Below are 22027 nucleotides of genomic sequence, written 5' to 3' on the forward strand. Positions count from 1 at the left end.
CATTACTAACAAGCTTATTTAATAATTACTAAAAAATATTACTTCTTGATAAAATTATAACTTTCTGAACTTTCCTTTCCTCCTACTTTACCTGATACGGTTGCCAAAATAGATTGATCTGAAATCAATTTATATTTAATCTTTTTTGGATAATCATGCTTTACATTTTCAAAAACAAGTAGACTGTCGGTACTTTCAGTCATTAAAAACGGAATTGGATTATCATTATTCTCTCCTTTTATGGTAGCTGTATATATCAAATGTTCCTGATTTTCTGATAATTCTATAGCTTCAGAATGAATAGTGTCACCTTTTTTTGTAATAAAATAGGATGAACCAACCAAGGTACTGTCGTTTTGAACTGACCAACTTTCGAGTAAAATACCGGTACTATCCACTTTTTGCCAATTTCCAAGAAGCCATTTGGATTTATTCAACTCTTCATAATCTTTTATCAATTTACCATTAATATCATATTTCTTGCACGATACAACCATTATTGCAGTTAGGAACACAATCAATTTTAATACTTTCATAAAACAATGCTTTTAAAAAAAAGTAAAAATACTAAAAATAGATTCTAATTAACTCCAAATTTATTAAAAATGGTTCGCTTCGAAAGCACTTTTAAAATCACATAATTAACAAAGAATTGCCGTGAAAATAGGCATAATCATAAACAAAGTTTCTCATTTATAACCATAATTAGCATCAATATATTCATATAAAAATCTAATTGAGTAGTCTCATAAATATCAACTCTTTTTATTACTTTTGCACCTAAATAAAGAATAAACAATGTTAGAAAGACTTCAATATGTAAAACAGCGTTTCGACGAAATTTCGGATTTGATTATTCAGCCCGATGTGATTTCTGATCAAAAACGTTATGTTCAACTGAATCAAGAATATAAAGGATTAAAAGGATTAATTGAAAAGCGCGAAGAATACATTACGCTTGATGCTAACATCAAAGAAGCAAACGAAATTATTGCTGACGGAAGTGATGCCGAAATGGTAGAAATGGCTAAAATGCAACTTGATGAAGCTAAAGACCGACTTCCTGCACTAGAAGAAGAAATAAAATTTTTACTAATTCCTAAAGATCCTGAAGATTCTAAAAACGTAATGGTAGAGGTTCGTGCAGGAACAGGAGGTGATGAAGCTTCGATTTTTGCAGGTGATCTTTTTAGAATGTATACCAAATATTGTGAAGCTCGTGGTTGGAGAACTTCGGTTGTAGATATGAATGAAGGAACATCTGGTGGTTTTAAAGAGGTAATTTTTGAAGTAACCGGAGAAGATGTATATGGAACATTAAAATTTGAAGCTGGTGTACACCGAGTTCAACGTGTACCACAAACGGAAACTCAAGGTCGAGTTCATACATCTGCAGCTACTGTTATGGTTTTACCAGAAGCGGAAGAATTTGATGTTCAGATTGATATGAATGATGTTCGTGTTGATTTTTTCTGTTCTTCTGGTCCAGGTGGACAATCTGTTAATACAACTAAATCGGCAGTACGATTGACCCACATTCCAACGGGTTTGGTTGCGCAATGTCAAGATCAAAAATCACAGCACAAAAATAAAGATAAGGCATTAAACGTATTACGTTCAAGATTGTACGAACAAGAATTGGCTAAAAAAGAAGCTGAAGATGCTACTAAGAGAACTTCTCAAGTAAGTTCTGGTGACCGTTCGGCAAAAATTCGTACCTATAATTATGCACAAGGTCGCGTTACCGATCATAGAATTGGTATGGATATCTTTGATATGGACGGTGTTATGAATGGAAAAATTCAAAAACTAATTGATGAACTTCAATTGGTTAACAATATGGAAAAACTAAAAGAAAGTGAAGTTTTTTAATTTCAATTTTTCTTAAAAATAAAAAAGCTAGAAATAATTTCTAGCTTTTTTATTTTATAATTGCTCTACAATATCTTTGTTAATTTGTGATATTGTTGACTTTCCTTCTGCAATCAATTCGTCACCTTTTTCTTGAGCCGAATCAACTTGTTTAGCAAACTTACTTGACAAATTATCAATTTTTGATTTGATCTCATCTTTAAAACCGTTTCCTTTAGAAGCAATTTTTTTTCTAGTTTCTGAACCTTTATCTGGAGCGAATAAAATTCCTAAAACTGTACCAGCAGCAATACCGCCAATAAATCCTAATAATACGTTGTTAGCTTTCATAATTTTTATTTTTAAACACCTTTTCCTCTAATTAATCTTAGTAAAATTGCAATAACAGCAATAACTAATAAAATGTGAATGATATTACCTGCACTATAAACAAAGAAGCCTAAAGCCCATAAGATAACAAGAATAACTGCGATTGTGTAAAGTAAGTTTTGCATAGTTTTTTAAATTTAGTTTATTTATATAATTTGACTTTTAGTTGAGAAGCATCTTCCAAAATATTTTTTATTTGAGGAAGAAACTTGGTTTGAAAAGAAACAATTTCGCTATCTTTTGTAATCTTATGAATATTTTCAAATAATTGAATTTCAGCTTGTAATTCATTTATAAGTTGTTCTATAAGAGTCACTTCATCCTTCTTATTAAATTTATTTTTATCAAAATTTTTAAAATTTAATATTGGTAGTGTTACCAATTTATTTTCTGCAATTTTATTAATCTCTGATTGCAACAACACAATCTGCTTTTCTTGATTTATAAAAAAATATTTTAACTCGTGAGAAGCATCTATTTGTTGTGTAAAATTTGACAGCTGCAAAATTTTAAAATTTGAACTTGAAATTTTAACTAAAAATTGAGCGATTTTTTCTTCTTCTCTATCGACAGTTTCTTTAACAGGAAACACCGAATTATCTTTATTAAAAAAACGACATGAAGAGTAAGTAGCTAGAATTAAAACTATACCAATAAAGCTTAACACTAAGTTTCTAAATGATTTAAATTTTTTCATTTCTTTCTTATCCTTTTCACATTACAAAATTGCAAAAAAGCTAAGATTAGGTCGTTACATGATATTTATAAATCGTTATATTATTACCATGAATAACTTATAAATCAGTGCCAAATAGAAAAAAAATTACGAGTTTTTGGGTAAAAAAAGTATAAAAGTAGCACCTTCCTGTGGTCTGCCTTCGGCTATAAGAAAGCCTTTATGGTTTTCGGCAATTTTTTTACAAATTGTAAGTCCAATTCCAGTGCCAGGAAACTCATTTATAGGATGTAAACGATTAAACAAAACAAATATTTTTTCAGAAAACTCTGGTTCAAATCCCATTCCGTTATCTTGAAAGGCTATTTTATAATATTTATCGTTGTTCTTAGAATTTAAAATTGGATAATCGCTGTCGGTAACAACTTCACTTGTGATATGAATTTTTACTGGCACATTAACTTTAGAATATTTAAGCGAATTTCCTATCAAGTTATTAAACAACTGTTGAATTTGAAAGGTAATAACATTTGTAGTTGGCAAATTTTCACTTGTAATTGTAGCTTGTTTATCTGAAATAACTTGTGAAAATTCTTGCTTAGAATTTTCAAGAAGTTCATTTAAATTAGTTTCATTAAAAACTTTTTCTGATTTATTAGTTCTTGAAAACAATAATAAATCATCAATCAAAACGCGCATTCGTGAAGATGAATCTTCAATTTTAGTAAGATAACCGCGTGCATTTTCAGATAAATTGGCTTTATCAACATCTGAAAATCTAGAAATAAATGTTTGTATTTTTCGCAAAGGTTCTTGCAAATCGTGACTGGCAACATGGTTAAAAGAAGCCAATTCGTTATTACTTCGTTCGAGCTCGAGATTACGTTCTTGCATTTCTATACTAGCAAGATGTTCTGCCGTAATATCCGAATTAGTTCCAATGATGTTGCGCTGACCAAGACTGTTCAAAACCATCTTTCCAACTGATTTTAAAAATCTAATTTCGCCATTATCTTTTCGAATTACACGGTATTCTATAGTTGGTAAAACTTGTTTTTCGTGCACATTTTTTAAAGATTCTTCAATAAGCGGTAAATCTTCGGGATGTATATATTTTAAGGTTGATCCTGGAACTGGTTCAAACTCTTGTGGTTCACATCCTAATAATCGGTATTGGTTATCTGAAAAAATCATTTTTCCAGTGTCTAAGTTCCAAACCCAACTACTGTAATTGCCTATGATTTCGGCCTGATCGCTAGACTCTTTAGAAAACATAAGTAAATCGTTAGCGTCTTGTAGTCTTTTAACATCGGTATTGATTTTTATAAAAGATAAGATGATCAATACTAAAGTCAAAATTACTATCGTAATGGTAAAGATTGGCGTGATGTAAATTTGGTAGGCGTAGGCTTCATTTTTAGTTTTTAGAAACTCATTTTCAATAGCAATCATTTTGTTTATTTGATCACGAATAGAATCCATAACCACTTTACCCAAAATAAAATTTTTATCAAATTTATTGTCTCCTGATAATTCAAATCCAACATTATTCTTGATGCTGTAATTAAAATCTTCATATCGTTTGTTTATTAAAAGATATAAAGTACTTAAATTAGAATATTGCTGTTTGTTATTTTTAGTATATTTTTTTAATCGAATGAAACAATTATTCACTTTTTCTAAAGAGCCGTTGTAAGGTTCCAAAAAAAGTGAATCTCTTGTAATAATAAATCCTCGAATACCTGTTTCGGCGTCTTTAATATGCGACATCATTTGTTCAAGTTCTAACGTAATTTTATAACTGTGAACAACGTCGTCGGTAGATTTGGATAAATTATTTAAATGCTTGTAAGTTATAGATGACATAAACAACAAAATACTTAATGATATCACAAAAAGTATCTTGTAAAAAAGGGAAGAATGTATAAATTTTAATTTAACGATACTTCTTATCATTACATCTTAAGTAAAAAATTTTCTTTATTCAATCCAGAAGTTTGATACTGCCAATTGATTGTTACTACGTCGTTTAAAACTTTTTTTAGCGTATTAAAGTCGTTGGGCTTTTTGATATAAATATTGGCTCCATTTACAAAAGTTTCTTCAATGTCTTCATCCGATGCTGAAGTTGAATAAATCGCAATGGCAATGTCTTTTAAATGATCGTTTTGCTTTATTTCGTGCAGACATTCAATACCCGATTTTAATGGCATATTTAAATCAAGAAACAAAATATTAGGCAAAACACAATCTGTTTGAAGTAAATAATTCATTAGCTGTTGACCATCATTGAAAAGATTCAACTTGGTTTTGATTTTTATTTCTTCAAACGCTTCAGAAAAGAAATCTCTATCGTCTTGATCGTCATCGGCTAATATAATATGTACATAATCTTGTTGCATATAGTTTATTTTTTAGAGGCAATTTCTTTACGCTTTGCAATAATGCGTTGAAAAGCGGATGGTGTGATACCAGTTGTATTTTTAAATTGAGTACTCAAGTGGGCTACACTGGAATAACTTAACTGGTAAGCTATTTCAGTCAAACTTAACTCTCCAGCAATAATTAGCTGTTTGGTAAGCTCTATTTTTTGAATAATAATAAAATTCTCAATTGATGTGTAGGTTACTTCCGAAAATAAATTGGAAATATAGCCATAACTGTGGTTCAACTTTTCTGCAAGATATACAGAACTTTTGACATTTACAATTTCTGGCGAATGAACCATTTCAATAATTGTATCTTTTATTTTTTGTACAAGAATACTTTTTTGGTTCTCTACAATTTCAATGCCAGAATCGTTTAAGCTCGATTGTAATTCTGAAAAATTTTCATCTGAAACACGTTCCAGTACTTCAATTTCTCCAAATGAAATAGTTTTATATTTAATTTTATAGTGTTCTAATTGCTTTTCAAGCGCAATTTTTGCGATTTTATTAAAGTCAAATTTTAAGTATAGTTTCATCAATTGTTTTGTCTAAGTAAGGTGTAAATGTATTGAAATTTCTACAAAAAAAACTATCCAAATAAAAATTTAGATAGTTTGAAATTAAACAATTGTTAATTCTAATTCATTAACTCAAATACCTTCTTAATATCCAAGCATTTTTCTCGTGAGTCTTCATCAATCCAGTCAAAAAATCTGCTGTTCCAGCATCATCATTTTCATCACAGGTTCCGATATTTTCTCTTAAATATTGAATGATTTTCTCATTATCAGCTAACAATTCGTTTAGCATTTCTTTCTGATTTGGATAAACATTAGGGTTTTCAGTTAAATTCGTCAGTTCTAAAAATTCTTTAAAAGTTCCTATCGTTTTTGTTCCAAGCTGATTTATTCTTTCGGCAGTATCATCAATAATTACTTCAAGAGCAGTATATTGTTCTTCAAATAATTTGTGTAATTCCATAAAACTATTTCCAGAAACATTCCAATGAAATTTTCTTGTTTTGGTGTATAAAACCATTTCATCTGCTAATACTACTGATAATATGTTACTACTAGTATCTAATTTTTTTTGAGTCAATCCAATGTTTGGTTTCATAATAGCTTTGTTTTATGTTATTTTAAATTTAGTAACAAAATTATTTGAACTACGATGCATTGGTGTTATATAATTTCGGTTTTGATTTATATGATTACTTTGTATTTAATTTGCTTTACTAACAGGACAATCTTTCATACCTTTACACCACAACTAAAAACAAATGACAACACAAGAAATAATTGACCAAATTCGTTTAAAAAGATCTTTTTTATGCATTGGTTTAGATGTCGACATCAATAAAATTCCGAAACATTTATTGGCTTTAGAAGATCCCTTATTTGAATTCAATAAAGCCATTATTGACGCAACTCACGAATTGTGTGTAGCTTACAAACCAAATACCGCATTTTATGAAGCGTACGGAATAAAAGGTTGGCAGTCATTACAGAAAACAATTCAATACATTAACGAAAACTATCCCGAAATTTTTACGATTGCCGATGCCAAACGTGGTGATATTGGAAATACATCAACTATGTACGCCAAAGCATTTTTTGAAGACTTACAATTTGATAGTGTAACCGTTGCACCATACATGGGAAAAGATTCGGTCGAACCGTTTTTAGCATTTGATACTAAACATACCATCATGTTGGCTCTAACTTCCAATGAAGGTGCTTTTGACTTTCAGACAAAAAACAATGACGGACAAGAATTGTATAAAACTGTAATTGAAACTTCCAAAAAATGGAACAACTCTGAAAATTTAATGTATGTTGTTGGCGCTACCAAAGCAGAATATTTTGCAGAAATTAGAAAAATAATACCACACAGTTTTTTATTAGTTCCCGGAGTTGGCGCTCAAGGAGGAAGTCTTAAAGAAGTTTGTAAATCTGGATTGAACAAAGATATTGGTCTCTTAATTAATTCTTCACGAGGTATAATTTATGCTTCTACCGAAACTGATTTTGCAGAAAAAGCAAGAGAAGAAGCACAAAAAATACAACTTGAAATGTCTGGTATTTTGACCTCATTATAAAATCAATTCAAAAAAATGAGACAGTTAAAAGATCAATTTGGAACACTACACAATTTTGAAAATATTCCCAAAAAAATAGTTTCATTAGTACCTTCTCAAACTGAACTTTTATGTGATCTAGGTCTAGAAAATAGTATTGTAGGTATCACAAAGTTTTGTGTTCATCCCTTTCATTTAAAAGCAACCAAAACTATTGTAGGCGGAACTAAAAACATCAACTACGAAAAAATAAAAGCCTTACAACCCGATATTATAATTGCAAATAAAGAGGAAAACACTAAAGAAATAGTAGAACAATTACAATCAATTTGTACGGTTTGGGTAACCGATATTGTGACGATTGAAAGTAATTTAGAAATGATTGCTGATTTTGGTCAAATCTTTAATAAGCGCATCGAAGCACAAAAATGGATTGATAAAATTGAGTTCGCACTGAGCGATTTTAAACACTATATTGCAAACAAATCGCTCAAAAAAGTAGCGTATTTCATCTGGGCAAATCCGTATATGGTAGCAGGAAATAACACCTACATCAACGAATTGTTGAAGTTAAATAGATTCGAAAACATATATCAAAAAAGAGAAGAACGCTATCCTGAAATTATAATTCAAAAAATAAGAATCCAAGGCGATCCAGATTTGGTACTGCTATCATCAGAACCCTTTCCGTTTAAAGATGAGCATGCCTTCGAAATCGGTCGTTTTACCCATCATGCCATTACAATTTTTGTCGATGGCGAATACTTTTCATGGCACGGAAGTAGGTTATTAAAAGCGGTAGCTTATTTTAAAAATTTACAGGAAAGAATACATAACATGAATTAATAATCTTACGATTGATTGCCTACACTACTTACACTAACGAAAATTCATCTGAATGGGTAACCTTTATTCATGGTGCTGGCGGAAGTGCATCGATTTGGTTCAAACAAATTCGTGAATTTCAAAAACATTTCAATCTACTTATTGTTGATTTGCGTGGTCATGGAAATTCAGATCAAAAAAGAGTTCAAAAGCCGTTTCTACAAAAATATACATTTCAATCGATTGCCGAAGATGTACTAGAAGTCTTAGATTTTTTACAAATTACTAAATCTCATTTCATTGGTATTTCACTCGGAAGTATAATTATCAGACAAATAGGTGAAATGAAACCCGAAAAAGTACAAAGTATGGTACTCGGTGGTGCTATTTTAAAGATGAATTTTAGATCCCAAATTTTGATGAAATTGGGTACAATTTTCAAATACGTCCTACCCTATTTAGTACTTTATAAATTATTTGCATTTGTAATAATGCCAAACAAAAATCATAAAACATCTCGATTATTGTTTATAAATGAAGCCAAAAAATTATATCAAAAAGAATTTATTAGATGGTTTAAACTTACTTCCGAAATAAATCCGTTATTAAAATATTTCAGACAAAAAGAATTAAATATTCCAACATTTTATGTGATGGGCGAACAAGATTATATGTTTTTACCATCGGTCAAAAAGGTTGTTGCAGATCATTATACAAATTCTCAATTACTGGTTATCAATAATTGTGGTCATGTGGTGAATATAGAACAAGCGTCAATTTTCAATACGGCAACCATAGATTTTATTAAAAATCATTAAAAAATGTAATTTCTCACGAATTTTTAATCGCGTATTTCTTTAAGAAAACAAGTGATAACACAACTCCAAAAAATGCCATAAAAACACCAATTAAAACTGGAGAATTATAACCGAAACCCATAGCAATAGGAATTCCACCAAAAAAAGCACCTAACGTATTTCCTATATTAAAACTTGCTTGACCGGCTGCAGCTGCCAAGGTTTCAGCATCTTTAGCAGTAGTAATAAGCATCATTTGCAATGGCGATCCGATACTAAAAGCTACTAATCCAGTTAAAAATGACATAAAATAAGCCATAAATACTAAATGAGCTGTGTAATAAACTACAAGTAAGCAAACTACCATCATCGAAAAGCATAAAATTGCCGCTTTTGTAGGCGCTATGGTATCGGCTAATTTGCCGCCAATTAAATTTCCGAAAAACATACCTAATCCAACCAAAACCATTATCAAAGGTACATTATCAGGATTAACATGAGCAACATTGGTCACCATTGGAGCAATATAACTTATCCAAGCAAAAAGACCACCAGTTCCAATTGAAATTATTGCAACAAGTAACCATGCATCGATACGTTTAAAAAATTTTAATTGTCCGAATAAATTTCCGTGTTCATTTACGTTTATTTTAGGCAACCAATAATGAATGGAAACAAAAGTTACCAAACCCAATAAACTTATAAATATATAGGTGTAACGCCATGAAAAGTAATGTCCAATAAATGTTCCTAGCGGCACGCCAGCCAAATTGGCAACGGTCATTCCTGTAAACATTATTGAAATGGCTTGCGCTTCTTTTCCTTTATCAGCCAACTTTGATGCAACAACACTTCCGACACCAAAAAATGCACCGTGCGGTAAACCAGACATAAATCTAGATAATAATAGCGTATTGAAATTAGGTGCAATGGCAAACAAACCATTGAAAACTATGAACAAAATCATTAAAAACAGAAGTACTTTTTTGGGTGGATATTTACCCGTGAACAACACTAATATTGGAGCGCCAACAACCACACCAATTGCATAGACTGCAATCAAAAACCCAGCGGTTGGAATATCTATACTTAAGTTTTTAGCAATATCGGGCAAAATACCCATCATAGTAAACTCGGTCATTCCAATTGCAAGGCCACCAAATGCTAATGCTATAAGACTTTTTTTTATCATCGCTGTAATTCAAATTTTGCTTTAATTTTTTAGAATTCATTTCAAAAATTTGAAGCGGCAAAAGTACTACACATTTTAGAATAAATAGAAGTAATGCTAGGATAAAAATTAGTTAAAAAAAATATGTCACGCCCAAAAGACGTGACATTTTTTTCTAACTAACCTAACCAAATTAATAAATCCTCATTTATTACTTTGCAAATATCTAAAGTATAAACAAATAAATATGTTAAGGCAATGTTATTCTTATGTTATTGATTATTAAATTTTTACAGAATAAAATTTGTATAGAAAATATATTTAAAATTTGCTTTAATTATTCATTTACATTTATGAATAAAGAAATGATATATAATTACGTTCTATTGAATTTTAAATAATTATAGCAAACTTTTCTTTCTCAATAAAAGCCATATCACAACTGGCGCACCTACAATTGAAGTTATCGCATTGATTGGTAAAGTAAAATCCATACCAGGCATTTGCGAAACCATATCGCAAAACAACATGATTATTGCTCCAATTAAAATCGTCCCAAAAAATAATGTTTTATGATTACTGGTTTGAAAAAGTAATTTTGCCAAATGTGGAACTGCCAATCCAATAAAAGCAATTGGTCCGGCAAACGCAGTGATACTTCCTGCTAGAATACTGGTTGCGAATATGATCACCAGCCTTGATTTTTTAATATTTAAACCTAAGCTTCGAGCGTAGTTTTCTCCTAAAAGCAAAGCATCTAACGATTTAATTGAAATCAAACTCAATAGTAATCCGATTAAAACGGCATTGGACAAGAAAATAATATTGTTCCAAGATAAATTTCCAATGCTTCCTAAACTCCAAAAAGTGAATTTTTGTAATTGTTCAGCAGTACTAAAATAGGTTAAAACTGATACGATTGATCCTGCAAAACTGCTGAACATTAATCCAACAATTAAGACCGACATAGTGTCTCGCAATTTACTGGAAACCAGTAAAACAAATAGTAAAACAGTTAAACTACCAATACAAGAAGCGGTAATTATTCCGAAAGATGAAAGTACTATTTCAGATAAAAAACTAGGTAAAAGTGATGCTCCTAAAATCACAAAAGCAACGCCCAAACTAGAACCCGAACTCAAACCCAAAACATAAGGTCCGGCTAAGGGATTTCTAAATAAAGTTTGCATTAATAATCCAGAAATTGATAATCCAATGCCAACCAAAATAGCTGTAATTGCTTTTGGCAATCTAAAATTGATGATGATGTATTCCCAAGTTTCTTTGCTTGCAGGCGAACCCAACAAACTTTTAAAAACCTCATTTAATGGAATGGCAACTTGTCCCAACGAAATGTTCAATAGCAATGACACCAGCAAAAGCAAGGTCAATATTGAAAAAAGAATTGTATTTCGGGTTTGGAACATTTTTATTTTATTTCTTTGTCATTCCGAGGAACGAGGAATCTCATAAAGCGATTTTGATTATGTGATTTCTCCTGCGTCTAAATGACTAAGTTGGATGATTCGTGAACATATAAGCGCAATTTATTTCGTGAAAATTTGTGAAACCTGTCTGACGAAAGGCAGATTCTTGTCAAAAAAATCTATTTCAACTTCTCAAAAAAGAACGGTTCATAACCTACAAGCAATTCAGGATGTAAAATTTTAACCAAGTCTTTCAGTACTAAATCTGGTCGATTTGGAGCCAATTCATAATACAAAACACCGCCTGTTTTTCCTTTTTTTCTGGTAAACGAATATACATTTTTATTTTGAAACGCCTTAAACTGTTCATAATGTAGATTTGCTTCCGTCATTTGTTTCAACGATGAAAACTGTCCTGATGTAATCCAAAAATCGGCGTCTTTTGCTTTTTCTAAAACAGTTTCAAATGACAATGATAAACTTCCAGTACCAGAAGTTTCTTTCCATAAATAATCGCCTTTGGCTTGTGCCAAAAGTTGCGAACCCCAACTCGTTCCCTTAGGTAAATACCATTTGTCTTCAAACATATCACCAGCTAATATAGTAGGATTTGAAGTTGCCCTTTTAGCAATTTCGATTGTTTTTAGAAAGTCGTTTTCAATTTTATCAAAAATTTCATTGGCTTCTTTTTGTTTACCATACAACGCGCCAAAAAACTTAATCCATTCGGCTTTTCCTAGTGGAGATTCTTCGTTCCAATCACCGTTTAATAGCACTTTTAATCCGCTTTTTTGCAAATTATCTAAAGTTGGATTGTTGTTGTCAATGCCATATCCAATAATCACTTCGGGTTGTAAATCGATTAAAACTTCGGTATTTAAGGATTGATTATTTCCTAATTCTTTAATTTTCTTAGCATCAATTAAAGCACGAATTTTATCTGATGAAATAAGATTTAAATCTGGAAAACCAATTAATGAATTTTCTTCATTTAGCATTTCCAATGACGGAATGTGTGTTGTTGAAGTAACGACAATACTTTTTACAGGAACATTTATTTTTACCAATGAATTCAAACTATCCGGAACAATTCCATTGTTCTCTTTCAGAATGTACTGATAGGTTTTAGCAGCTTTTGGCCATGGATTTTTTACCGTGATTATTGAATATCCTTCAAAGTTTTCTATTGAGAAACCTTTGGCGTATTTTACCGTATTTTCAGCAGAAACTTTACTTGCAATTTCATTTTTTTGATTGCATTGAACCAATATTGAAAATGCAATAAAAAGATGTAAGATGTTTTTTGTGATTTTCATCAAATGATTTTTTCACAAAAGTAGATTATTTTTTTACTAATTTATGACTTGCTTTTTGTCCATTTTCAAAAGTAAGACTAAGAATATAAAGTCCACTATTTAAATTTTGACTTTTTGCATCCAAATCTTGCATTGAGTTCGCAGAAACAATTAGGTTTCCTAAAGTATCAAACATAGCATAATTTGCAATATCATTTTCTGTTTCTACCGTAAAATTACTTGTGAATGGATTTGGAGAAACAGCTGTTTTTGCATAATTAAACTTCTGATTTTCTAATAGATATGATGGTAACGCATATTGTGTCCCACTGATAAAAGCGGTATAACTATCTAAGGCAGTTTTTAGCTGGGAATTATCACAATTACACACAACATAATAACTTTGTGTTGAATATTGTGACAAATAGAATACATTAAAATTTTGAAATACCTGATTTAAATTAGCATCATTTGTAACAACGGTTCCATTAACAATTGATGAATTAGTTATAGTTCCTTGAGCTACTAATTGCATATAAAGCGTATTGTCAAAGGGAGCAGCAGGAATTGTAACTCTAGAACTACCTACAACGCTTGAATAATTTAATAAATCAGTTTTTAGCTGATTCAAATTACAACCGTTACAATTTATTTCGACATAATTATTAGCATAATTCGGATAGGGATGAGCCGCTTTTAAAATGTAGCTTATTACATTATGATTTTGTAGGATTGAATTTAAAGTTGCATCGTTAGATTCCGTCGTGTTGTTTACAGTAGTTACAGGCGTTTGCGGATAACCAATTGAAGTAGTAACCAGTCGTATTTCTACAACTTGTTGAGCAAAACCTAAAGAACATATAAACATGAAAAGTAAAGTTTTTTTCATAACGTACGTATTAACAGATAATTCAAAGATATTAAAATGTTTTGATAGTTGCTATTAAAAATTTATATTTGCACTCGAAATAAGGTTGTGGTTTAGAATCATTAAAATCACATTAAAAGGGAATCAGGTAACAGAAACCAGATTGCAGTTTTCAGATTATAAGATTGAAAAATCTAAAGTCTCAAATCTAAAGTCTCAAATCTAAAGTCCTGAGCTGTACCCGCAACTGTAAGCTATAAAGCTTGTTGTTACTACAAAACCATTGTTTGAAATATTAGAATTTAGATTTCAAATATTAAATATTTAAAAGTTTAATATTAAAATTTAAAAATTTATTTGGTACGATTTTTTAAATCTAATATCAAATATCAAAAATTTAATATGCGAATGAGAAGGTAAACAACAAGACGCAAGCCAGGAGACCTGCCTTTTTTATAACAAATATCGAATCTTCGGGAAAAAAGATTCTGAAATTATGACTTTAAAAAAGCAGTTTTTATTTGCAGTTTTGTTGCTGTGCCAATGTATTTGTGCACAACAGGATTCTATTACCATATTGAACGAGGTTTTAATTTCAGATCTTCAGCTGAAAAAATTCTCCAATTCGCAATCGGTTGTTAAACTTCCCGATTCAATACTTTCAAATAACAAAACTTCGTTAACTACTTTATTAAACTACAATTCGGTAATTTATTTTAAGGAAAATGGCCTCGGAATGGTTTCGTCTGCTTCATTTAGAGGAACAACGGCGCAACAAACAGCAGTTATTTGGAACGGAATAAACATCAACTCACAGCTTAATGGTCAAACCGATTTCAATACGATTTCTGCCAAAGATTTTAATTCCATTTCCATTCGTGCTGGTGGTGGAAGTTCTGTTTACGGCAGTAGCGCCATTGGTGGAAGCATACATTTGAACAACGATTTAAACTTCGGAAACCAACTTGAAAATACACTTCAAACCAATTATGGAAGTTTTAATACGCTTGGTGTAAATTATAAAATGCAGTTGGCATCGGCTAAATTTAGTTTGCAAATTAGTATTTCTAGAAATTCTTCTGATAACGATTATGACTATTTAGATACCAATAAAAAGAACGAAAACGGACAATTTTACAACACCAGTTTCAATCTAAACTTAGGTTATAAATTGGATGCTAAAAATGTTTTGAAATTATACAGTTATTTATTTGATGGAGAACGTCATTTTTCGGGAACACTAGCTGCGCCTTCAAAAAGTAAGTACAACGATTGGAATACCCGAAATTTATTGGAATGGATTGGAAGTTATAACCGATTTACATCAAAAGTAAAAGTGGCTTTTTTGTCTGAAAAATATAAGTATTTTGAAAATGCTGCAACTTCAGTTTTTAGCGATGCCAAAGCCGAAACAGTAACTGCAAAATATGATTTATCATATCAATTAAATTCAAAAGTTGAAATAAATTCAATTCTAGACTTTACTCAAACCAAAGGTTCTGGAAGCGATATTGGCGAAAATAAAAGACAAATTGGCTCGGGAATTTTATTATTAAAACACCAACTTTTCGAAAAGTTTTTATATGAAATTACAGTTCGAAAAGAAATTACCGATAATTATAAAAGTCCGGTTTTGTTTTCTATTGGAACCAATTATTCAGCATTTTCATTTTATCAATTAAAGATTAACGCTTCACGAAATTACAGAATTCCGACCTTCAACGATTTGTATTATCAAGGAAGCGGCAATTTAAATCTAAAACCCGAAAGTTCTTATCAAGTTGAAGTTGGTCACGAATTCAAATTCAAAAACACCACTTTTTCACTAACCAATTATTACATAAAAATTCAAGATTTATTGCGTTGGTCGCCAGGTTCTGGTGGTAATTGGACACCCAATAATGTAGCAAAAGTTACTACTTATGGCGCTGAATTTCTATTAAATTACAATAAGAAAATCGGTAAAAATCATTTTGACTTTACGACAACTTATGCTTATACTATATCGGAAGATGAACAAAAAAAGAAACAATTAATTTATGTTCCGTATCACAAATTCACAGCAGCTTTGGCCTATTCATTAGATAAATTTTCGGCGCATTATCAGTATTTATATAATGGTGCGGTATTTACTTCATCCGATAATTTCTACAAACTCAATGATTACTTTGTTTCTAATATAGGAATCGATTATCAACTTGGAAAAAAGAAATTCTTGCAACTTGGTTTTGATGTACTCAATGTTTTCAACGAAAATTATCAAAGTGTTAGTACACGTCCGATGCCTGGAAGAAATTATACAATAAATCTAACCTTTAATTTTTAATAGAATGAAATTCAGTAAACTTCTTATTTTGGCTTTAGTAAGCTCTATTTTTTTTGTCTCTTGTAGCGATGATGATGCTATAAATGATACTCCTTTAGGTACTTACGACAATGGCGTGTTGATTTTGAATCAAGGTGGTTTTGGTAACGGAAATGCTTCGATATCGTATTTGTCAGAAGACTTTACTGTGCAACAAAACAATATTTTCGCATTGGTAAACCCAACGATTACGCTTGGTGATACCGCTCAAGATATTGGTTTGTATCAAGATTTAGCATTTGTAGTTCTGAATTATTCTAATAAAATAGAAGTTGTAAATCGTTACACCATGGCGCATGTTGCCACAATTTCAACAGGATTGAACAACCCAAGGTATATTGCTTTCGCAAATGGAAAAGGATTTGTAACCAATTGGGGTGATGGTGGAAGTCCTTCAGACGACTATGTTGCCGTTTTAAATCTATCTACCTATGCAGTTTCGAGCACGATTTCAGTAGCTGAAGGTCCAGAACGTATTGTAGAAAATGAGAACAAATTGTATGTCGCTCACGGTGGTGGATATGATTATGAAAATATAATTTCTGTAATTAATGCTTCCACAAATATACTAACAACTACTATAAATGTTGGTGATGTTCCCAATTCATTAGAGGTTGAAAATGGTTCGTTGTATGTAATTTGTGGTGGAGTACCCTATTACGGACCAATAGAAACAGCTGGAAGTTTGGTGAAAATTAATTTATCAAATAATACAGTTTCAAATACGATAAATTTTCCATCGGCAACGCATCCTTCTAACTTAGTGATTGAAGACAACAAAGTTTTTTACACTGTTGACAATGCTATTTTCTCAAAAGGTTTGAACGAAATTAGTTTACCAACAACGCCATTATTTACAACTTCAGCGCAAGGAGATTATGGTATTTATAGTTTTGCAGTGGAAAATAATAAAATTTATGTTGGTGATGCTGACGATTATAGTTCTAACGGAAAAGTTTACATTTATTCATCTACCGGAACTTTCGAACATGAATATACAGTTGGAGTAATTCCTGCAGGTTTTTATTTTAATAACTAGTAATTTAAATCTTACAAAAATGTCCAAAACTAATAAGTCTTGGACATTTTTTTATTTGAATTCGGTATACATTTCGGTTTGTAATGAATTCATTTCCTTAGAATTTTTAAAATCCTGTAAATTTGGAACTGCTTTCTTTTGCGATTGCTTTCCGCTAGCTATGATCTGATTAATTGCTGTATTTAACAATGGCTCATCTGGACTTCCTAGAATACCAAGATTTCCTAAATCTTCAATTTGCGAAAATGTAGGTTGCAAACCTTGCTGATAATCGCCAAAATTATCTTTGTTAGCAATTTTAAGTACTAAGGGTTGCATAGCATATTTGTGCTTGGAACTTCGATTTGCTCTACTAAAATTTGGTGAATCATATAATGTAATCGAACCCACATTTTTTCCAGTTGTAACATCACCAATTTGCACTACTTGAATATAGGGTTTGAGTCCATTAATAACTAATTCGCTAGCAGATGCGGTACTTTTTGATGTTAGAATATATATATTTGATAAATTCAAACTTGAAATAGCTGATCCATTACCAAGTGTATTTGTAAAACTATTGATCAATTGACTCGGATTGGTTTCGTTCCAATATTTATTTAGTTTGGCATTCCAAATTTCTTTAGCAAAAACTTGATTCGTAAACTGTCCTGTAATCATACTAGCCAAGCGTGTCGCAGTTGCAATTGAACCACCTGAATTGTATCTTAAATCTAAAACTAGATGCGTTATCTGTTGCGCTTTTAAATTATCAAAAGCAGCATTTAGTTGCGATTCAAAATTTGGAAAAAATCCGTTATAAACCAAATAACCTATTTTACGATTCCCTTGATTGATTACGTTGGAAATCAATACTGGATTTTCAGATAAATTGGTTTTTGTCAAATTTACCGATGCTCCGTTTGGTGTAATTGCTCCGTTATTATAATCTGCTAAATTTAGTGTGTAATTCGTATTTGCTAGCAAAGATTGATAATTTGAAATTGTTAACGGAGTTCCATTTACTGCATAAAAAATAGCGCCTCGCTGGATGTTTTTGGTTGAAGCGTCAGAATTGGGAATAATATAGCGAACCCAACCAAAAATTTCGGTAGTACTTCCTGATTTAAATTTTAGTCCATAATCAACTCCGTTATTTAATGTTGTACCCGACAAAACACCCTCTAATGTTTCGTAATTGCTGAAGATTACACTAAATCTATCTAAGGATGGAACTGTTCGTAAATCATTAAACAAAGTAGAAGGATTGGAATATTGCGTTAGAAAATCGTTCAACTGACTTTGATTTTCGAAACGATTATCGGCTAAATTTTGAACATCATTTTGCCACAAATAATACAAATTCATTCCTTTCCATACAAAATCGTTTATCTGCACCGATTCTGGTACTTCAAGATCGTCTTTAGTATCGCAATTCGTTGTTAAAAAGAAGGTTAAGACTAGAATTAAAGCAATTTTAAATCTCATTGTGTGATAGATTTATTGTATTTTTATTCAAATTTAAGGAAAATTACAGAAATATAATTTTTTCTTGTAACAAATAGTAAGGTGCTTCGTCTTTACTATATAAGCATCAATCAACCCAATCAAAAATGAATCAAAACGAGTTTATAACTGTAATCAATCCGTTTAAGGATAAGCTCTTTAGACTGGCAAAACGGTTACTCGTAAGTACAGAAGAAGCGCAAGATGCAACACAAGAAGTTCTTGTGAAATTGTGGACGAAAAACGAAAGTTTGGATGATTATAAAAGTGTCGAAGCTTTGGCAATGACCATGACAAAGAACTATTGTTTGGATCAGTTGAAGTCCAAACGCGCTGGAAATATGACTATTGTTCATAATAATTATACCGACAGCGAAGCAAACTTACAAGTAAAACTAGAAGATCAAGACAGTTTGAAATGGGTTGAAAAAGTGATTAATGAATTGCCAGAACAGCAAAAATTAATTATTCAAATGCGCGACATTGAACAGTACGAATTTGAAGAAATTGCTAAAATATTAGACATGAACGAAACGGCAATTCGAGTTGCGCTTTCAAGAGCTAGAAAAACGATTAGAGAATATTTGACCAAAACGCATAATTATGGCATTAGATAGAATAGAAAATTTATTAGAAAAGTACTTTGAAGCCGAAACAAGTATTGCCGAAGAAAACGAACTTAAAACTTATTTTTCTTCTACCAATGTTGCGCAGCATTTACAGCAATATCAATCGCTTTTTGTACATTTTATTAATGCAAAAGAAGAACAATTTAGCTTCGATCAGTTCGGCTTAAAGCCTCGGGTTTCAGGAACAATACCATTAACAACTAAGAAACGTAACTATGTAGCGTGGTTATCGGTTGCAGCAAGTGTTACCCTTTTGCTTGGTGTTGGAAGTTTTATGTATTTGAACAATCAGCAAGACGCGATTCCATCAGAATATGGAACTTATGACAATCCTGAAGAAGCTTTAAAGGAAACTCAAAAAGCGTTGGCAATGATTTCAGAACATGTAAATACAGGCATCGAAAGTGTGAATTACATTACAGAATATCAAAATTCTAAAGAAAAAATTTTTAAAGAGTAAAAGAGTATCAATCAAAAGATGCTGAATTGAATTCAGCATAAATCAATCAACTAAATAATAGAAACAATGAAATCAACGATTCAAGAATACCAAAAAAACAATTTAACCATCATGAAAAAATTAATTTTAATTGCAGTTTTTGTATTAACCTCTAATACATTTTTCGGTCAATCAGTTTTTGACAAATTTGACAACCAAGACGATATCACAACCATTATTGTAAACAAGAAAATGTTTACCTTGATGAGTAAAGTGGATACTAAAGACAAGGAAACACAGCAATACTTAGCATTAATCAAAAAGCTAGATAACTTAAAAGTGTTTGTAACTCAAAGCGACAAAAAAAGTGATGAGATGAAAGTAACAGCCGATAAATTTGTGAAAACTGCCGGCTTGGAAGAGTTAATGCGAATTAATGAAAAAGGTAAAAACGTAAAAATTTATGTAAAAAGTGGCGCTACCGATTCTCAAATTAAAGAACTTTTAATGTTCATCGAAGGTTCTGGAAAAGAAGAAACAGTCTTAATGTCGTTAACTGGAAACTTTGATTTGGATGAACTTTCTGTTCTAACCGACAAGATGAAATTACCGGGTGGTGATGATTTGAAAAAAGCATCTAAAAAATAATTGTGATGACGAAGTTTATAGTTTTCATAGCAATTGCCTTGAGTTTGTTCTTTACAAGTTGTAACTCAGAACCAAGTTTGCAAAAATACTTTGTTGAAAATCAAGAAAAACCAGGGTTTGTTTCCATTGATATTTCTCCTAGTATTTTAAATGTTGACAAATCTAAATTAACAGCTGAACAAAATAAAGCATTGGCCTCTTTTGAAAAAATGAATGTTTTGGCTTTCAAAGTGGATCAAAAAGACAAAGGAAAATACGATACTGAAAAGCAAAAAGTAGTTGAAATTTTGAAGGATACTGTTACGTACAAACAGTTAATGAAATTTGGATCAGGAAAACAAGGCGCGTCAATAAGTTATATTGGCGATGATGATCACATTAATGAGTTTGTAGTATTTGGCAATCAAAAAGAAAGTGGTTTTGCAGTAGTTCGAATATTAGGAAACGACATGAAACCAGAAGATGCAATGACAATGATTTCGGTTTTACAACAATCTAAAATCGATATGAAACAGTTGGAATCACTTACAGGATTACTAAAAAAATAAAAGGTTGGGTTAGTTATAAATTGAAAAATGTCTCGAGAAATTGAGGCATTTTTTTTACTTGTACTATTTAAAGTTAACTAAATCAGTACAATTTTAATTCTAAAAAAGTAGTCCTAAACAAATCATAAATGTACCTTTTTAAGTTTAAAATCTAAATTGATAATTCGTATCTTTGCATCTCAAAAAATTACTTCTATGGAATCGGTTTTAGAAAATACATTACCTGTCGGAAAACCAAAATGGCTTAAAGTAAAATTGCCAATTGGTCAAAAATATACTGAACTTCGTGCTCTTGTCGACAAATATAAACTTAATACTATTTGTACCTCGGGAAGTTGCCCAAATATGGGCGAATGTTGGGGTGAAGGAACTGCAACTTTCATGATTTTAGGTAATATTTGTACACGTTCTTGCGGTTTTTGTGGTGTAAAAACAGGTCGTCCAGAAACAGTAGATTGGGACGAACCAGAAAAAGTGGCACGCTCAATAAAAATTATGAACATTAAACACGCTGTTATCACAAGTGTTGATAGAGATGATTTGAAAGATATGGGTTCTATAATTTGGCTTGAAACGGTCGAAGCTATTAGAAGAATGAATCCTGGAACAACGTTAGAAACCCTAATCCCAGATTTTCAAGGAAATACTAGAAACTTAGACCGCATTGTAGAAGCCAATCCCGAAGTTGTATCGCATAATGTTGAAACTGTTAGACGTTTGACTCGCGAAGTGAGAATTCAGGCAAAATATGACAAAAGCCTAGAAGTATTGCGCTATTTAAAAGAAAAAGGAATTAAAAGAACTAAATCTGGAATTATGCTTGGGCTTGGAGAAACTGAGGAAGAAGTAATTCAAACCATGCAAGACTTACGTGATAACAATGTAGATATTGTAACTATTGGACAGTATTTACAACCTAGTAAAAAACATTTACCAGTTAAAGAATATATCACTCCAGAGCAATTTGAGAAATACGAAAAAATTGGTAAAGAAATGGGATTTCGTCACGTAGAAAGCGGCGCACTAGTTCGCTCCTCTTATCATGCTGCCAAACATATTTTATAAAAA

24 protein-coding genes and 1 riboswitch are annotated in these 22027 nt (G+C 31.2%); of the genes, 11 read left to right on the forward strand and 13 right to left on the reverse strand.

Annotation, left to right across the window (positions count from 1 at the left end):
* Positions 1–38: 38 nt before the first annotated feature.
* Positions 39–536 carry a DUF6265 family protein gene (locus tag ACZ098_RS01260; RefSeq protein WP_487309914.1) on the reverse strand — a complete coding sequence of 166 codons (498 nt, stop codon included), beginning with the start codon at positions 534–536 and terminating at the stop codon, positions 39–41.
* A gap of 262 nt (positions 537–798) precedes the next feature.
* On the opposite strand from ACZ098_RS01260, the gene prfA reads away from it, so the two are divergent.
* Positions 799–1872, forward strand: coding sequence for a peptide chain release factor 1 (prfA, locus tag ACZ098_RS01265; protein WP_487309915.1), 1074 nt, complete (start codon positions 799–801; stop codon positions 1870–1872).
* Between the two features lie 54 nt (positions 1873–1926).
* On the opposite strand, the gene ACZ098_RS01270 is transcribed toward prfA, so the two are convergent.
* The 7 genes from ACZ098_RS01270 to ACZ098_RS01300 form a co-directional block, all read right to left on the reverse strand.
* A complete protein-coding gene (locus ACZ098_RS01270) occupies positions 1927–2202 on the reverse strand; it encodes a YtxH domain-containing protein (RefSeq protein WP_487309916.1) in 276 nt (91 codons plus the stop codon).
* 11 nt (positions 2203–2213) lie between these two features.
* Positions 2214–2366 carry a lmo0937 family membrane protein gene (locus tag ACZ098_RS01275; protein ID WP_487309917.1) on the reverse strand — a complete coding sequence of 51 codons (153 nt, stop codon included), beginning with the start codon at positions 2364–2366 and terminating at the stop codon, positions 2214–2216.
* 17 nt (positions 2367–2383) lie between these two features.
* Positions 2384–2938, reverse strand: a complete 555-nt coding sequence (locus tag ACZ098_RS01280; RefSeq protein WP_487309918.1) for a hypothetical protein — start codon at positions 2936–2938, stop codon at positions 2384–2386.
* A gap of 126 nt (positions 2939–3064) precedes the next feature.
* Positions 3065–4783, reverse strand: a complete 1719-nt coding sequence (locus ACZ098_RS01285; protein WP_487309919.1) for a sensor histidine kinase — start codon at positions 4781–4783, stop codon at positions 3065–3067.
* A gap of 89 nt (positions 4784–4872) precedes the next feature.
* On the reverse strand, positions 4873–5319 hold the full coding sequence (locus tag ACZ098_RS01290; RefSeq protein ID WP_487309920.1) for a response regulator: 447 nt from the start codon (positions 5317–5319) through the stop codon (positions 4873–4875).
* Between the two features lie 5 nt (positions 5320–5324).
* The gene (locus ACZ098_RS01295; protein ID WP_487309921.1) at positions 5325–5882 is read right to left on the reverse strand and encodes a helix-turn-helix domain-containing protein; all 558 of its coding nucleotides are present in this window, start codon (positions 5880–5882) and stop codon (positions 5325–5327) included.
* A 109-nt stretch (positions 5883–5991) separates the two neighbouring features.
* A complete protein-coding gene (locus tag ACZ098_RS01300; RefSeq protein ID WP_487309922.1) occupies positions 5992–6462 on the reverse strand; it encodes a Dps family protein in 471 nt (156 codons plus the stop codon).
* Between the two features lie 163 nt (positions 6463–6625).
* Here ACZ098_RS01300 and pyrF point away from each other — a divergent pair, with 163 nt between their 5' ends.
* From pyrF to ACZ098_RS01315, 3 genes are read left to right on the forward strand one after another with little or no spacing between them, the layout of a single operon-like run.
* Positions 6626–7444, forward strand: coding sequence for an orotidine-5'-phosphate decarboxylase (gene pyrF / locus ACZ098_RS01305; RefSeq protein WP_487309923.1), 819 nt, complete (start codon positions 6626–6628; stop codon positions 7442–7444).
* A gap of 15 nt (positions 7445–7459) precedes the next feature.
* Positions 7460–8269, forward strand: a complete 810-nt coding sequence (locus tag ACZ098_RS01310; protein WP_487309924.1) for an ABC transporter substrate-binding protein — start codon at positions 7460–7462, stop codon at positions 8267–8269.
* Positions 8270–8280: 11 nt separating this feature from the next.
* A complete protein-coding gene (locus tag ACZ098_RS01315; RefSeq protein WP_487309925.1) occupies positions 8281–9066 on the forward strand; it encodes an alpha/beta fold hydrolase in 786 nt (261 codons plus the stop codon).
* A 13-nt stretch (positions 9067–9079) separates the two neighbouring features.
* On the opposite strand, the gene ACZ098_RS01320 is transcribed toward ACZ098_RS01315, so the two are convergent.
* The 4 genes from ACZ098_RS01320 to ACZ098_RS01335 all read right to left on the reverse strand — a co-directional run bounded on the left by ACZ098_RS01320 (position 9080) and on the right by ACZ098_RS01335 (position 13827).
* The gene (locus ACZ098_RS01320; protein ID WP_487310523.1) at positions 9080–10234 is read right to left on the reverse strand and encodes an MFS transporter; all 1155 of its coding nucleotides are present in this window, start codon (positions 10232–10234) and stop codon (positions 9080–9082) included.
* 383 nt (positions 10235–10617) lie between these two features.
* On the reverse strand, positions 10618–11643 hold the full coding sequence (locus ACZ098_RS01325; RefSeq protein WP_487309926.1) for an iron chelate uptake ABC transporter family permease subunit: 1026 nt from the start codon (positions 11641–11643) through the stop codon (positions 10618–10620).
* A 179-nt stretch (positions 11644–11822) separates the two neighbouring features.
* On the reverse strand, positions 11823–12959 hold the full coding sequence (locus tag ACZ098_RS01330) for an ABC transporter substrate-binding protein (RefSeq protein WP_487309927.1): 1137 nt from the start codon (positions 12957–12959) through the stop codon (positions 11823–11825).
* Positions 12960–12984: 25 nt separating this feature from the next.
* Positions 12985–13827 carry a T9SS type A sorting domain-containing protein gene (locus ACZ098_RS01335; RefSeq protein WP_487309928.1) on the reverse strand — a complete coding sequence of 281 codons (843 nt, stop codon included), beginning with the start codon at positions 13825–13827 and terminating at the stop codon, positions 12985–12987.
* A gap of 65 nt (positions 13828–13892) precedes the next feature.
* Positions 13893–14272, forward strand: a riboswitch (cobalamin riboswitch).
* Between the two features lie 30 nt (positions 14273–14302).
* Here ACZ098_RS01335 and ACZ098_RS01340 point away from each other — a divergent pair.
* Both ACZ098_RS01340 and ACZ098_RS01345 read left to right on the forward strand, forming a co-directional pair.
* Positions 14303–16132 (forward strand): TonB-dependent receptor plug domain-containing protein, encoded by a 1830-nt coding sequence (locus ACZ098_RS01340; RefSeq protein WP_487309929.1) that lies wholly within the window; start codon positions 14303–14305, stop codon positions 16130–16132.
* A 4-nt stretch (positions 16133–16136) separates the two neighbouring features.
* Positions 16137–17210 (forward strand): YncE family protein, encoded by a 1074-nt coding sequence (locus tag ACZ098_RS01345; RefSeq protein WP_487309930.1) that lies wholly within the window; start codon positions 16137–16139, stop codon positions 17208–17210.
* Between the two features lie 51 nt (positions 17211–17261).
* Here the strand turns inward: ACZ098_RS01345 and ACZ098_RS01350 are convergent, their stop codons facing one another.
* Entirely contained in the window at positions 17262–18677 is a 1416-nt protein-coding gene (locus ACZ098_RS01350; RefSeq protein ID WP_487309931.1) for a S41 family peptidase, read from the reverse strand.
* Positions 18678–18802: 125 nt separating this feature from the next.
* Between ACZ098_RS01350 and ACZ098_RS01355 the strand changes: the two genes are divergently transcribed.
* The 5 genes from ACZ098_RS01355 to lipA all read left to right on the forward strand — a co-directional run bounded on the left by ACZ098_RS01355 (position 18803) and on the right by lipA (position 22024).
* Positions 18803–19312 carry an RNA polymerase sigma factor gene (locus tag ACZ098_RS01355; protein WP_487309932.1) on the forward strand — a complete coding sequence of 170 codons (510 nt, stop codon included), beginning with the start codon at positions 18803–18805 and terminating at the stop codon, positions 19310–19312.
* Positions 19299–19784, forward strand: coding sequence for a hypothetical protein (locus tag ACZ098_RS01360; RefSeq protein ID WP_487309933.1), 486 nt, complete (start codon positions 19299–19301; stop codon positions 19782–19784). The genes ACZ098_RS01355 and ACZ098_RS01360 overlap by 14 nt, the downstream gene beginning before the upstream one ends.
* A 111-nt stretch (positions 19785–19895) precedes the next feature.
* Complete coding sequence (locus ACZ098_RS01365; RefSeq protein ID WP_487310524.1) at positions 19896–20411, forward strand: DUF4252 domain-containing protein; 516 nt, start codon at positions 19896–19898, stop codon at positions 20409–20411.
* Between the two features lie 5 nt (positions 20412–20416).
* On the forward strand, positions 20417–20959 hold the full coding sequence (locus ACZ098_RS01370; RefSeq protein ID WP_487309934.1) for a DUF4252 domain-containing protein: 543 nt from the start codon (positions 20417–20419) through the stop codon (positions 20957–20959).
* A 195-nt stretch (positions 20960–21154) separates the two neighbouring features.
* Entirely contained in the window at positions 21155–22024 is an 870-nt protein-coding gene (lipA, locus tag ACZ098_RS01375) for a lipoyl synthase (RefSeq protein WP_487309935.1), read from the forward strand.
* Positions 22025–22027: the final 3 nt, after the last annotated feature.

This window comes from Flavobacterium sp. SP2, from assembly GCF_057626655.1.

Bases quoted from the DNA above. Each gene is read 5' to 3' on its own strand.
- ACZ098_RS01260 (WP_487309914.1), bottom strand. From the start codon at position 536: ATGAAAGTATTAAAATTGATTGTGTTCCTAACTGCAATAATGGTTGTA.
- prfA (WP_487309915.1), top strand. From the start codon at position 799: ATGTTAGAAAGACTTCAATATGTAAAACAGCGTTTCGACGAAATTTCG.
- ACZ098_RS01270 (WP_487309916.1), bottom strand. From the start codon at position 2,202: ATGAAAGCTAACAACGTATTATTAGGATTTATTGGCGGTATTGCTGCT.
- ACZ098_RS01275 (WP_487309917.1), bottom strand. From the start codon at position 2,366: ATGCAAAACTTACTTTACACAATCGCAGTTATTCTTGTTATCTTATGG.
- ACZ098_RS01280 (WP_487309918.1), bottom strand. From the start codon at position 2,938: ATGAAAAAATTTAAATCATTTAGAAACTTAGTGTTAAGCTTTATTGGT.
- ACZ098_RS01285 (WP_487309919.1), bottom strand. From the start codon at position 4,783: ATGTCATCTATAACTTACAAGCATTTAAATAATTTATCCAAATCTACC.
- ACZ098_RS01290 (WP_487309920.1), bottom strand. From the start codon at position 5,319: ATGCAACAAGATTATGTACATATTATATTAGCCGATGACGATCAAGAC.
- ACZ098_RS01295 (WP_487309921.1), bottom strand. From the start codon at position 5,882: ATGAAACTATACTTAAAATTTGACTTTAATAAAATCGCAAAAATTGCG.
- ACZ098_RS01300 (WP_487309922.1), bottom strand. From the start codon at position 6,462: ATGAAACCAAACATTGGATTGACTCAAAAAAAATTAGATACTAGTAGT.
- pyrF (WP_487309923.1), top strand. From the start codon at position 6,626: ATGACAACACAAGAAATAATTGACCAAATTCGTTTAAAAAGATCTTTT.
- ACZ098_RS01310 (WP_487309924.1), top strand. From the start codon at position 7,460: ATGAGACAGTTAAAAGATCAATTTGGAACACTACACAATTTTGAAAAT.
- ACZ098_RS01325 (WP_487309926.1), bottom strand. From the start codon at position 11,643: ATGTTCCAAACCCGAAATACAATTCTTTTTTCAATATTGACCTTGCTT.
- ACZ098_RS01330 (WP_487309927.1), bottom strand. From the start codon at position 12,959: ATGAAAATCACAAAAAACATCTTACATCTTTTTATTGCATTTTCAATA.
- ACZ098_RS01335 (WP_487309928.1), bottom strand. From the start codon at position 13,827: ATGAAAAAAACTTTACTTTTCATGTTTATATGTTCTTTAGGTTTTGCT.
- ACZ098_RS01340 (WP_487309929.1), top strand. From the start codon at position 14,303: ATGACTTTAAAAAAGCAGTTTTTATTTGCAGTTTTGTTGCTGTGCCAA.
- ACZ098_RS01345 (WP_487309930.1), top strand. From the start codon at position 16,137: ATGAAATTCAGTAAACTTCTTATTTTGGCTTTAGTAAGCTCTATTTTT.
- ACZ098_RS01350 (WP_487309931.1), bottom strand. From the start codon at position 18,677: ATGAGATTTAAAATTGCTTTAATTCTAGTCTTAACCTTCTTTTTAACA.
- ACZ098_RS01355 (WP_487309932.1), top strand. From the start codon at position 18,803: ATGAATCAAAACGAGTTTATAACTGTAATCAATCCGTTTAAGGATAAG.
- ACZ098_RS01360 (WP_487309933.1), top strand. From the start codon at position 19,299: ATGGCATTAGATAGAATAGAAAATTTATTAGAAAAGTACTTTGAAGCC.
- ACZ098_RS01365 (WP_487310524.1), top strand. From the start codon at position 19,896: ATGAAAAAATTAATTTTAATTGCAGTTTTTGTATTAACCTCTAATACA.
- ACZ098_RS01370 (WP_487309934.1), top strand. From the start codon at position 20,417: ATGACGAAGTTTATAGTTTTCATAGCAATTGCCTTGAGTTTGTTCTTT.
- lipA (WP_487309935.1), top strand. From the start codon at position 21,155: ATGGAATCGGTTTTAGAAAATACATTACCTGTCGGAAAACCAAAATGG.